The organism is Marinobacter sp. SS13-12 (genome assembly GCF_030227115.1).
Taxonomy (GTDB): Bacteria; Pseudomonadota; Gammaproteobacteria; order Pseudomonadales; family Oleiphilaceae; genus Marinobacter.
Map to the genome: position 1 here is coordinate 2,337,153 of NZ_JASSUA010000001.1, position 11,433 is coordinate 2,348,585.

Genomic DNA, 11,433 nt, shown 5'->3' on the forward strand with positions numbered 1-11,433 from the left:
TGTTAATTGCGCTATACTCGCCGGCCGCAAATCATCACTGTAATGACGCCATGAACAACGCCCTGCTAGAGATCCACGACTTTCTGCCCTGCCGGACTCCTCAACAATGGATCGACAACGCTCTGGCAAACCAGGACCTGATGCTGATCGATCATGCCCACTGCGAGAAAAAGGCAGCTTCGACGGCCCTGAGCCTGATGTACCGCTACGTGGACAACACCGACTTGCTTAACAAGATGTCCCGTCTGGCCCGGGAAGAACTGCGCCATTTTGAGCAGGTGCTGGCTATTATGCAGAAACGTGGCGTGCGCTATGACCACCTGACACCCGCGCGCTATGCCGCCAGCTTGCGCAAAGAGGTGAGGGCAGAGGATCCGGGCCGGCTGGTGGACGTGCTGATTGTCGGGGCCATTATCGAGGCACGCTCCTGTGAACGCTTTGCCGCCCTCGCTCCGCATCTTGATGACAAACTGTCGGATTTCTACAACGGACTGCTGAAGTCCGAAGCGCGCCACTATCGGGATTATCTGGCGCTGGCAGAACAGGCTGCAGGTGGTCCGGTGGGTGATCGTATTGGTATCTTTCTGGAACTGGAAAAGCAACTGATTGAGTCACCGGATACCGAATTCCGGTTTCATAGCGGACCAGTCTGATCTATCTTTAAAGCCTGGCCGAAACAAACAACCCACAGGCGCATTTGCACATTATGCTCGTTATCAGTGCCGCATCGAGATATGGCCGATGCTTGCTGCATTAAGAAGACTCTGGTCGACGGGTGTGGCTGGCAACCCGGTCAGTTTACGGCGCCAGATAGAACTTTGTAACCAGGTAGGGCTGTTTGGGGCCGCTGCCACCGTTCCCTACCAGTTCTTTTATTTTTTCTACGATTTTGCCCTTTATCGCGGCGTTTTCCTGGCCAACCTGATATTCATTGCTGCGTACCTGCTGGTGTTGCTGATCAACCGCAGGGGCTGGTACAACACTGCCAGAAACCTGTTGCTGGTGAACGCGTCCTGCCAGTTGTTTGTTGTGACCTTTTTCATCAGTGCGGGCGCCGGTGTGCACCTCTTCTATTTCACCCTCGCAGCTATTCTGGTTTTCCTTTTCCAGTACCTCCATGTTCTGTTGTATATCGCCATCATGACCGCATTTGGTTCGCTTTATGTAGCTGCGCATTTTCTGTTTCCACAGGGCTCCGTTGCCGCACCGGTACCATCACCATGGATTGATATCATGTATGCAGGCAGCGTTGCGGGCGTGCTGACTTTGTCCGGTGTCTTTCTCTATCTGTTCCGAAAAAATATCGATCAGGCAGAGAGCGAACTGACGATTAACAATCGCTACCTTGAGACGCTGAGTAGCACCGATCCATTGACGGGGCTGGCCAACCGGCGCGGTCTGGATGAAACACTTGAGCGGGAATGGGCGCGACTGTCACGCCACCCGGCGCCCCTGTCGGTGATCATGTGTGATGTGGACCATTTCAAGTTGTTCAATGATCGCTACGGCCACGATGGTGGCGACAGGTGTTTGCAGCAGATTGCAACGACCCTGAAAGATATTGTCTCCCGGCCCTCAGACCTGGTGGCACGTTACGGTGGGGAGGAGTTTGCACTGGTTTTGCCTGGCACCGGTGAGGAAGGTGCCCGATACCTGGGAGAGAAGTTGCGTGAGGCGGTGCGGGAACTGGCTGTTCCCAATGCTGATGTGGGTACGGGCGCCCGTATCACTATCAGCGTTGGGGTGACCAGTATTGATCATTTCCGTTCAGATGAGGCCGCTTGTCTGCTCAAGAGAGCTGACACGGCGCTATACCAGGCCAAGGAGAATGGTCGCAATCAGGTGGTTTTCCTGCCATACAACAGCCCGCGCTCTTCCGGCAACGGTGGGTCCTGAAGCTGTTCACAGAGATCGATCCAGCGGTCAATGCCAGCGCTCCGGTATTTCTGCTTGTGCAGGATAAAGTAGAAGGTCCGGTCGAACTGTCGTTCTTCAGGAACTTTCAGTGGTACCAGGCTTCCCCGCCGAAATGCATCCGCCAGGCAGACCCTGGACAGGCATCCAATGCCAAGGTTGGCTTCTACGGCGCGCTTTATGGCTTCGGTGTGCTCCAGTTCCAGCAGAATGTCCAGATCCGGTAGCAGTCCGTGCATGCCCCGCTCAAAGGTCTGGCGGGTGCCCGAACCCTGTTCCCGCATCACCCAGGTAGCGGATCGCAGGTCCCGGTCTGAAAGCCTTTCCTTGCCGGCAAGAGGATGGTCCGGAGAGCAGAAGACCACCAGTTCGTCCCCCCGCCAGGGGATCACCTCCAGTTCCGAGGACTGCAATTCCCCCTCGATCAGCCCGATGTCCAGCTCGAAGTCATTGACCCGTTTGGCAATGGTGCGTGTATTGGCGACTTCGAGGGACACTTTGGGGTGGGTAGGGGTATTCATGTATTGGGCCATGACGCCCACGGCCAGATAGTTACCGATAGTGAGGGTCGCGCCAACCTTGAGGGCACCAACCTCGGTATGCTTGCTGAAGGCCTGTTCCAGTTCGCCGGCCTGAGCCAGCAGGGCTTCTACTTTCGGCCGGTAAAGTCGGCCCAGCTCATTCAGTTGAAGGCGTTTGCCCACCCGGTCAAAGAGCTGGATATCAAACTGGTTTTCCAGTTCCTTCAGGGCACTGCTGGCAGCGGACTGGGACATGGCCAGGGAATCTGCGGCCCGGGTGATGTTCTGGAAGTGCGCTGCGGCCAGGAAAACCTCAAGCTGACGAAAACTGAACTTCATAATCGATAAACCCGAATAAGGTTATGAAAATATCCCATTTTGTCGATAGGTTACCTATGGGTTATTATTTACACAATGATTTTCATACATTTGCTAACGGCTAACAAACGGGCGATACCATGAGCAACCTCAACAAAGAGCGTGTAACAAGTGTTCGTCACTGGAACGACACCCTCTTCAGCTTTACGACCACTCGTGACCCCGGGTTCCGGTTCAAGAATGGCCATTTCACCATGATTGGCCTGGAAACCGACGGCAAGCCGCTGATGCGCGCCTACAGCATTGCCAGCGCCAACTATGAAGAGGAGCTGGAATTCTTCTCCATCAAGGTGCAGGACGGCCCGCTGACCTCACGGTTGCAGAAGATCGAGGTGGGCGATGAGATCATGGTAAGCCGCAAGCCAACCGGCACCCTGATCATGGACAACCTGCTGCCGGGCAAGAACCTCTGGCTGATCAGCACCGGCACCGGCCTGGCGCCGTTCATCAGCATCATCAAAGACCCCGAGGTTTACGAGGCCTTTGATAAGGTGATTGTTACCCACGGCGTTCGTTACAAGTCTGAACTGGCTTACCAGGATGAGATTGAAGAACTGCCGAACAACGAGTTCTTTGGTGAAATGGTGGAGGGCAAGTTGCTCTACTATCCCACAGTCACCCGTGAGGAGTTCCGTAATACCGGGCGCCTGACCGACGCCATGGAAAATGGCAAGCTCACCAAAGACCTGGATCTGCCCGAGTTTGATCTCGAGAACGATCGCTTCATGGTCTGTGGCAGCCCGAGCATGCTGAAAGACACCTGCTCCATCCTCAACAACATGGGCTTCAAGGAAGCGCGCCACGGTAATCTCGGGCACTATGTGATCGAGAGAGCATTTGTGGAGCAGTAATTTGCCCACTCGTGCAATGGCAATCAGCCTGTTCTCAGGCAGAATAGGTTGAAACCGATGCGGCAGGAGTGGATGTTTGAAAAAAGCCATGGTGATCCTCGGTGTGGCGCTGATGGTTGCCGCACTTGCCAGTTATGCCTCCCGGCCTGTACCTGTTGAGCACAAGCTCATTTCGATCCAGGCCAGGGAGGCTTTGCCCGGTTTTGACCGCATAAAACACGAACCCGTTGAGGTGCAGGCGGCCATTCTGGACCTGGGCGATGACCGCCTGATACTGCTGAAGGCCCAGGCCGCTCTGCTTGCCTACCCCGACATGGCGCGCACGATTCTTCCTCTTTACGCGTCTGAACCCGAGTTTCGTGAGGTATTGCGCACCTACGGTGAAAGCGCTCTGCCACCCATCCACTACTTTATTCGCCAGCCAGTCAGCTCCATTGAATGGATGAACACAGCGGCCCGCCAGTATGAGCGTGCCAAGGGATACATTGCGGAATTGAGGGGCGAAGAGACGGCCGAGCCAGAAAAAGCTGAGCCACTTTCGCCTGAGGAACGTGGCTGGTACGCAGTGAACTTCATCCGCAACGAAGGGCACGATTTTCTGGGGCAGTTTGTGGTGGATGCCAATGGCCAGACCCAGTGGGTCCAGACCGAGCGGGTTACCGAGGGCATCACTCAGTTCTTTACCAGTGGTGTACGAGAGCTGGAAGCCAATTACCGCACCGGTGAGGAGATTTCTGCCAGCGATATTGGCTGGGCCTCGGTGGATGTGCTGGTGTTTGCCAGTGCTGTAAAGGTGCTTCGTGCCGGCCGCACGGCGGCTAAAGCAACCCAGGGAGCCAGGCTTTCAACCCGGTCAGCGGCACTGGCTGCCCGTATCACCGGTAGCGGGCGACTGATTCTCAGCAGTGCCCGGTATGCAAAATGGCCCGTACTCCTGGGGGCAGGGTACCTGGTGGTCACACATCCCAGCCTGATCAATGATTTCTTTGCCGGGGTGGCGGATGTGCTGGGCGTATCTCCTGTGGCCATGCAGATTGCGGGCTGGTTAATCATCCTTGTGCCGGCCCTGTACATCCTCAGCTGGTTGTTATGGCCCGCTATTGCGCTGCTCCGGGGAATTCTTTCGGCCCTGTACCGGCTGACTGGTCGAAGGCCCGGTTATTCGGGCCTCCAGTGAGCGTCGAAGGAGCGGCATCCTGTCCGGGCCAACTCAGGGATGGCAGACATACCAGTAATTCTGGAAATCATGATCCAGCTCACGCACTTTAATAGACCGGAAGCCTGCTGTCCTGAAGTACTCAAGGGCTTTTTCCCGGCCCCACATGGCTCCCAGACCTTCGCCATCCTGCGCCAGCGAAACGGTCATGCAGTGCATGCAGGAAATGGTGTAGAGCAACGGGCCGATCGGGTGGTCGCGGTCACCGTGGTGATGACTTGATCCCTTGATGTCCTGGGCCAGATAAACACCATCGTCAGCCAACGCCTTCCGGATACCCCGCAGTACGCTGAGAGGGTCCCGCTGGTCGTGGACCGCATCGAAGGTGGTGATCAGATGGTATGGGCCTGGCTTGTCAGCAAGCTCCAGGCGGCTGGCGTCAAAGACTTTGAACGCTGTGTTGTTGTTTCCGAGCGCCCTGGCTTCCTGGCTGGCATACCTGATGGCATCTTCGGACAGGTCGTACCCGGTGAACCGGCTGCGCGGGAATAACTTGGCCAGCCTGTTCAGTGCCCGTCCTCTGCCACACCCCACGTCGAGGACATCAATACCCTGCTCCAGTCGTTTGGTCAGTCCCGGTACGAGCGGCAGTATATGCGTTTCCAGGGCCGGAACAACGGACTGACCGCTGTCCTCGGCCATGACATCGTGAAACCGCCCGAAGCGTTCGTACGGGACCCCGCCACCGTGCTTGAAGCAGTGGACAATGTCGTCCTCCACGGCGCCGAGCAGGGGGATATACTGGGCAAACACCGCCATGTTGTCGGTCGGTGACTGCCGGCAGAGGCTGGCAGCGTGTTCCGGTGGCAGGTAGTAGGTTCCCCTCTCGGCATTGTTCTCAACAATCGCGCCCACAGTCATCGCACCGAGCCATTCCCTGACGTAACGCTCATCAAGTCCGGCCTTTTCGGCAATTTGGGCGCTGGTGGCAGGTGGCATGTCTGACATGGTGTCAAACAGCCCGGTGCGATGCCCTACCGAGAGCATCAGTGACAATGCGCCGGAGTTAAGCAGGTCCACCATTCGTTCGCCGAATGCGTCTGCTGCTCCCGGATCGGTTTCGTGGTCTTCGTAAGTGATGGTCTCAGCGTTGCCTGTCATAACTGTGTCCTCCTCATCAATAGTGGCTGGTCGTTTCCAGCTGCAACCAGCATGTAACAGGTAGCGGATGGCCACCAGAGAGCACGTGGTATGGTTCTCTCGAAAGATGTTTAATTATTTAAAAACAAGGAGGTGGATGTTTTTTGGGGGCTGGGAAAGCAGCGGTGGTTGAGGTTCCCGGCAGGTAAACCATACTTGCAGTACGGTTTACTGGAGGTGGCGCATGGACAAGGGACAGGCTACCCGTGAGCGGTTGTTGGACATTACCGAAACATCGGTTCTCAGGAAGGGGTTTGGTGCAACCTCGATCGAAGAGGTGATTGCCGAGGCAGGTATCACCAAAAGTGGCTTCCTCTATCATTTTTCCACCAAGAACGCGTTGGCCCGTGCATTGTTGCTGCGTTATATGGCGCGGGAGGATTCATTGTTGGATGACGTGTTTGCAAGGGGCAGGGAACTGACAGAAGACCCCCTCCAGGGATTCCTGGTCGGACTCAAACTGTTGGCAGAGATCATGGAGGATTTGCCACAGGCGCATCCGGGGTGTCTGGTGGCAACCTACTGCTATCAGGAAAGCCTGTTCGACCGTGATGTGCGCGAACTGAACCGGCAGATCGTCCTTGGCTGGCGCGTGCGTTTTCGCACCTTGCTGGACGAGATCTATGAACACTACGAGCCCGGAGATGACGTCGATCCTGATGCGTTGGCGGATATGGTGTCTACCGTCATTGAAGGGGGGCTGGTCCTGGGGAGAGCCACCGGAGAACGGGCCATTCTGCCAAACCAGCTGATGCTGCTTCGCAGTTACGTCAAGTTGCTGTTCGAGTCACGAGGGCGCGGTATCGGCTCGTCTTCCGGCTGAGTGGTCGCGATGTCCGCCATTGTCCGCAGGTGAATATCCCGCTGAGGGAAGGGGATCTCGATGCCTGCCTCCTTCAGGGCGCGGGTAATGGCGGCGTTGATCTCGTGGGACAGCGGCATGATGTCGAGAGGGTCATTTACAAACACCCGTAACTCGAAATCAATGCGGCTGTCACCAAGACCGACGCAGAACACGGCTGGTGCCGGATCATCCACAACCCGTTCGTTGCTCTGAGCCACCTCCGTGAGCAGTTCTTGCACCTGGTCTATATCGGAGCCGTAGGCAACGCCGACTTGCAGTATGACGCGGGTGATCGAGTCAGACAATGTCCAGTTGGTCAGGTCCTGGGTCACGAAGGTTTTGTTGGGAATGATCTGCTCCTTTCGGTCCCAGTCAACCAGAGTGGTTGCGCGAATGCGGATACGCGAGACCGTGCCGGTTATGCCGCCGATCGTGACCGTATCTCCAACACGGATGGGGCGCTCGAACAGCAGGATGATGCCGGACACAAAATTGGCGACAATTTCCTGAAGGCCAAAGCCCAATCCCACCCCGAGTGCCGCCACCAGCCACTGGAGTTTCGACCATTGCACTCCGATCACTCCGAGAAAAGCCACCACGCCAATTAACACCAGGATATAGGTGGTGAGGGTGGTAATGGCATAGCCGGTACCGGGTTCAAGCTTCATCCGGCTGAGCACCATGACTTCCAGGGTGCCTGGCAGGTTTCTGACGGCGAGCACGGTACCAACGCCGACGAACAGCGCCAGCAGCAGGTCACCCAGTGTGATGGGTAGTGGATCGCCGCCTTCAAGGTCGGTGGCGATGGTCCAGAGCGTGATGTTGTCAAACAGCTGCAAGGCCGGAATCAGACTGGCCCAGAGCAACCAGAGACCGGTAATGATAATCACGGAAATCACGATGCGCAGGAGCGCTGTGCTCTGCTGGTTGATATCCTCAAGATCCATTTCAGGCAATTCCAGCGTTTGCGGTACTCCTTCGCCCGAAGACTCCGCAGCATCCCTGGCCTCGGCGAGCTTGCGCTCCCCCTCGCGGTGTTCACGCAGCCGCTCCAGGGTCAGGCGACGTTCCCTGACGGAAAGCGCCCGTAGTCCGATGTAGAACAGCATGGCGTTGAAGGCTATCCAGCAGATGCTGATGAACAGGTTTCGCTCCAGTTCCAGAGCGGTGTAGTGATATCCGAGCAGCGATGCCACCACCAGGACCAGGGGCGTGACCACGGCCAGTATATGCAGGAACAGCAGGCGCTTGCTCTGTGGCCGGTCCGACCGGACCGCGCTCATGATGCGGTGTGCGAACGCCGAAAGCGCGAAAGATACGGCGGTGAAGAGCAGACGCCCGAGACTGTCCTCGAACTCGGACCCTCCGGGCGTTGCGGTGGTCGGCATGATCACGGTGATCGGGATGATTACCGCCAGAAGAAACGGAAGCTCCCGGCGAAGGGCGCGGAGTGAGTCAATATGCCAGTTGAAGTGCGTGTCTCCCAATCCATCCTGGCGGGCCACGTTGTGAACCAATGCAAGCAGAAGGGTGACGAGTGCGGCAGTGGCCAGGCCTGCGGATAGGGCGGAAAAGAAGTCGTTGCCCTCCATCAGCAACAGCGCAGCGATGGCGAACACCAGTACGCCAGGCAGTGCCAGTAATACGCTGTTGGCGAACGCATACAGCGTAAATTCGATGCGATCGTGCCCCACGTTTCCAACGTACTGGCTGTTGGCCTTGAGGTTACGTCTGACGGCCCGTCGCTTGATGAGCAGCAGTGCCAGAAGGGCTATGAGAACAGTGATTGGCGCGCCATGCTCCTGGACCGATTTGCCGATTGCGTCCCTGAGCGGGTCAAGACGCATCTGTTTGGCAAACCAGGCCGCAGCCGTGAAAAGCTCAGTGAGCGTGTCTAGCCCTAAAACGGGAGCACTGGGCAGCCAGAAAAGGCGCTGCTGCAATAGCGTCTGGTACGCCTGTACGCGCTCCTGCAGTGCAGATACAGTGCTGTAATACTCGTTCAGGGCCTGGATGTGTTCGGTGACAGCCTTGTGCAGCTGGCGGACCAGGCTGGCCCTCTGGCTCCTTAGCTGGTCGCGGGCATCATCGCCGGGATCAATGATGGCCTCGAACTCTTCCAGTCGGAGTTGTTCCTCACGCGCTGTAGACAACTGGTTTTCGATGTCACCAATCAGATCCTCGGCTATCCCCTGGCGCCGGAGCCGCTCAAGCCGCTGCTGAAGGAGATTGGCGTAGTTTCCGGTGAGGTTGAGGCCGGCTTTTTCCAGGCGAAGCTCAAAACTGTCGTATTCGTCTCTGAGTCGGTTGAGAAGTGATTCCGCGTAGGTGAGCCGATTGCGTGTGCCTTCAACCGCAATTAGGCGCTGGTCCAGTGAGGTTCTAAGGGCCTGAATCTGCTGGCGGATATCCGCCGTCTCGGTATCGGGAAGCTGAATCTGGGGTGGTCCTTCGGCATCCGATTCCAGTTCGGGCTGGACCGCAGGCCTTGCTTCTTCGGGTTCTTCTTCTTTTTCTTCAGTAGGCGTCTCGGCGCCTTCCTCGTTCGTTTCTTCACCACTTCTTTCGTTATGTTCCTCGGCCTGGACCGGCAGGGCTGCACAGCAAAAAATAATCGTCCATATCAGACAGAATGACCGAAACCAGCAGTGCGAGTGCAGCCTGTGGCGGTTCATGACGGTCGCGCTCCTTGCGTAGGGTGGTGAACTCACGTTCAAGATTAGACTAGTTCCGCTGGGGAAGCAGCTGTTACCGCAGCCAGTTGCGCAGCTTGATCACCAGCACTTCTGCATCAGTGAGTCCGCGCCGATGCTCAAGCAAGCCAGCCAGAACCTCCGGCCTGTCGGTGATAATATTATCCACGCCCATGTCGATAAAGCGTGACATGGCGTTCGGGCTATTGACCGTCCACACATGAAGTTCGTTGCCGGATCGGTGGGTTTGCGCAACAGCGGCGGGCGTGGTCCGGTTCCGCCGCAGGCCAAGATTGTCAAAGTTCCGGTCCCAAAGCGGGCCGACTATGAACTGAGCCAGCAGTGTGGTTTTCAGTTCAGGCTCCAGCTGGCGAACTTCAGCCAGCACGTACCATTCGGCGGCAGCAATCACGGTGCCGTCAACGGCATTCATTCGCTGGAGCAGCGTGACTGCCTCTCTGGTCAGTTCGGGGGTATCCCGATCGGGTTTTATATCGACGTAAAGGTTTGCCTTGCCCCGGGTGGCGTTGATGGCTTCTTCCAGTGTGGCGATTCGCTCCTGACTGAAGGCCGGGTCGAACCAGGAACCGGCATCCCGGTTACGGGCGTCTTCCAGGGTGATATCGGAGATTTTCCCGGCGAGGCCGAAGACTCGCCGCATGTCGGCGTCGTGCCAGAGTACCGGCACCCCGTCAGCGGTCAGTCGAACATCAATCTCAATGTAATCCGCTCCATCTTCAATGGCCTGCTCTATGGCGCTCAGGGTGTTTTCCGGTGCCTTCAAGGCGCTGCCCCTGTGGGCGGTTATGGAGACGTCGTCCTGTTGTTCAAAGGATTGCAGCACGAACCAGGCCTGGCCGAATGCCAGCAGGATAACCAGCACTTCGGCCGCCCAGGCCACGGGGCCGGCCCGTTTGGGCAATCCTTTTGCAGAGACGCGCTGGTGATGGCCGGTTGCCTGGCGGTAAACGCTGTAAATAAGCATGCTGTAGGCTGCGATGCCGGCAAAGGCCAGTGTTATGGTGAAGAGAATATAAACTGCGACAAAGGTCAGGGTGACGGGCATGAGCAGGTCCATTCGTTCCGGCAACCGGGGCAGCAGGTGGCTGCCAACACCCTCAAACACAAGAGTGACCAGAATCGGGAGCAGGATCAGTCCGGCAAGGCCTGCCAGCAAGGCGCCTGTGGCAGGCAAGCGCTGCCCGTGCACATAATGATTGCTCAGCCTGAGCGCTGCCCTGGCGCCATGGCCATCCAGCAAAACCAGGGGCACAGAAAGTATCCAGCGCAGATACAGCCAGCCGTTACAGACGGCAATGCCGAGCGTCGCTACGGCGGATATCCCCATGAACCACCAGACAACCGGTGGCCGTTCCAGCCGGAGGTAGTAGATGTCGTGGGGTGAGAGCAGAATCTGATAAGCGAGGATCACCGTGATCAGGAAAGGCAGTGCAACCAGGAGGTGGCCGGCGACCTGTAGCAGTGCCAGCGCTGAAAGTTTTCGGAAATGACGGGCGAGGGCCCAGAGTGCCGACACTGCAATTCGGTACTCCCGGTGGCCTCCGGAGGCGGCAATCCAGGTCATGCCCGCCTGTTGCAGAATGACCAGAAGCGTGCCAATGGTGGCAGTGGCAGCCAGCCAAAGGATCCCTCCCGGCGAGATAATGAACTGCACCAGGCCGCCGGTGCTGATGGCGGCCTGGCCAGTGATCGGCCGAAGGGCCGCCAATGCGCCGGAGAACAGGGGCGTCAGAGCCGCGAGAGTCAGCCCGGTGAAGAAAAGATAAAACGTCAGTAAGCCCCGGCGGTGAACATGCAGAAACGCAAGGGTGTGCAGTGCAAGAATCTTCATTCAGGTAAGGGTCTCCTGGTTTGA

Annotated in this window: 9 protein-coding genes; 5 read left to right on the forward strand and 4 right to left on the reverse strand. The window is 57.3% G+C overall.

The window, feature by feature from the left end; genetic code table 11:
• Window positions 1-50: 50 nt before the first annotated feature.
• Together QPL94_RS10740 and QPL94_RS10745 are read left to right on the forward strand one after the other, a co-directional pair.
• Window positions 51-653 (forward strand): MiaE family protein, encoded by a 603-nt coding sequence (locus tag QPL94_RS10740; protein WP_285357270.1) that lies wholly within the window; start codon window positions 51-53, stop codon window positions 651-653.
• A gap of 88 nt (window positions 654-741) precedes the next feature.
• Window positions 742-1,896 carry a GGDEF domain-containing protein gene (locus tag QPL94_RS10745; RefSeq protein WP_285357271.1) on the forward strand — a complete coding sequence of 385 codons (1,155 nt, stop codon included), beginning with the start codon at window positions 742-744 and terminating at the stop codon, window positions 1,894-1,896.
• On the opposite strand, the gene QPL94_RS10750 is transcribed toward QPL94_RS10745, so the two are convergent.
• Window positions 1,839-2,774 carry a LysR family transcriptional regulator gene (locus QPL94_RS10750; RefSeq protein WP_285357272.1) on the reverse strand — a complete coding sequence of 312 codons (936 nt, stop codon included), beginning with the start codon at window positions 2,772-2,774 and terminating at the stop codon, window positions 1,839-1,841. The genes QPL94_RS10745 and QPL94_RS10750 overlap by 58 nt on opposite strands.
• A 119-nt stretch (window positions 2,775-2,893) precedes the next feature.
• Between QPL94_RS10750 and QPL94_RS10755 the strand changes: the two genes are divergently transcribed.
• Together QPL94_RS10755 and QPL94_RS10760 are read left to right on the forward strand one after the other, a co-directional pair.
• Window positions 2,894-3,664: a ferredoxin--NADP reductase gene (locus tag QPL94_RS10755; protein WP_285357274.1), complete on the forward strand. Its 771-nt coding sequence runs from the start codon at window positions 2,894-2,896 to the stop codon at window positions 3,662-3,664.
• Window positions 3,665-3,740: 76 nt separating this feature from the next.
• Window positions 3,741-4,841 (forward strand): hypothetical protein, encoded by a 1,101-nt coding sequence (locus QPL94_RS10760; RefSeq protein ID WP_285357275.1) that lies wholly within the window; start codon window positions 3,741-3,743, stop codon window positions 4,839-4,841.
• A gap of 33 nt (window positions 4,842-4,874) precedes the next feature.
• Here the strand turns inward: QPL94_RS10760 and QPL94_RS10765 are convergent, their stop codons facing one another.
• Window positions 4,875-5,981, reverse strand: coding sequence for a class I SAM-dependent methyltransferase (locus QPL94_RS10765; protein WP_285357277.1), 1,107 nt, complete (start codon window positions 5,979-5,981; stop codon window positions 4,875-4,877).
• A 223-nt stretch (window positions 5,982-6,204) separates the two neighbouring features.
• Here QPL94_RS10765 and QPL94_RS10770 point away from each other — a divergent pair, with 223 nt between their 5' ends.
• Window positions 6,205-6,843 carry a TetR/AcrR family transcriptional regulator gene (locus tag QPL94_RS10770; protein WP_285357279.1) on the forward strand — a complete coding sequence of 213 codons (639 nt, stop codon included), beginning with the start codon at window positions 6,205-6,207 and terminating at the stop codon, window positions 6,841-6,843.
• On the opposite strand, the gene QPL94_RS10775 is transcribed toward QPL94_RS10770, so the two are convergent.
• Window positions 6,786-9,539, reverse strand: coding sequence for a mechanosensitive ion channel domain-containing protein (locus QPL94_RS10775; RefSeq protein WP_285357280.1), 2,754 nt, complete (start codon window positions 9,537-9,539; stop codon window positions 6,786-6,788). The genes QPL94_RS10770 and QPL94_RS10775 overlap by 58 nt on opposite strands.
• Before the next feature lie 73 nt (window positions 9,540-9,612).
• Window positions 9,613-11,409 (reverse strand): glycerophosphodiester phosphodiesterase family protein, encoded by a 1,797-nt coding sequence (locus QPL94_RS10780; protein WP_285357281.1) that lies wholly within the window; start codon window positions 11,407-11,409, stop codon window positions 9,613-9,615.
• Window positions 11,410-11,433: the final 24 nt, after the last annotated feature.

Excerpts from the sequence above, each read along its gene's own strand:
- QPL94_RS10780 (WP_285357281.1), bottom strand. The coding sequence starts at position 11,409 with ATGAAGATTCTTGCACTGCACACCCTTGCGTTTCTGCATGTTCACCGC.
- QPL94_RS10745 (WP_285357271.1), top strand. The coding sequence starts at position 742 with ATGCTTGCTGCATTAAGAAGACTCTGGTCGACGGGTGTGGCTGGCAAC.
- QPL94_RS10755 (WP_285357274.1), top strand. The coding sequence starts at position 2,894 with ATGAGCAACCTCAACAAAGAGCGTGTAACAAGTGTTCGTCACTGGAAC.
- QPL94_RS10750 (WP_285357272.1), bottom strand. The coding sequence starts at position 2,774 with ATGAAGTTCAGTTTTCGTCAGCTTGAGGTTTTCCTGGCCGCAGCGCAC.
- QPL94_RS10765 (WP_285357277.1), bottom strand. The coding sequence starts at position 5,981 with ATGACAGGCAACGCTGAGACCATCACTTACGAAGACCACGAAACCGAT.
- QPL94_RS10775 (WP_285357280.1), bottom strand. The coding sequence starts at position 9,539 with ATGAACCGCCACAGGCTGCACTCGCACTGCTGGTTTCGGTCATTCTGT.
- QPL94_RS10770 (WP_285357279.1), top strand. The coding sequence starts at position 6,205 with ATGGACAAGGGACAGGCTACCCGTGAGCGGTTGTTGGACATTACCGAA.
- QPL94_RS10740 (WP_285357270.1), top strand. The coding sequence starts at position 51 with ATGAACAACGCCCTGCTAGAGATCCACGACTTTCTGCCCTGCCGGACT.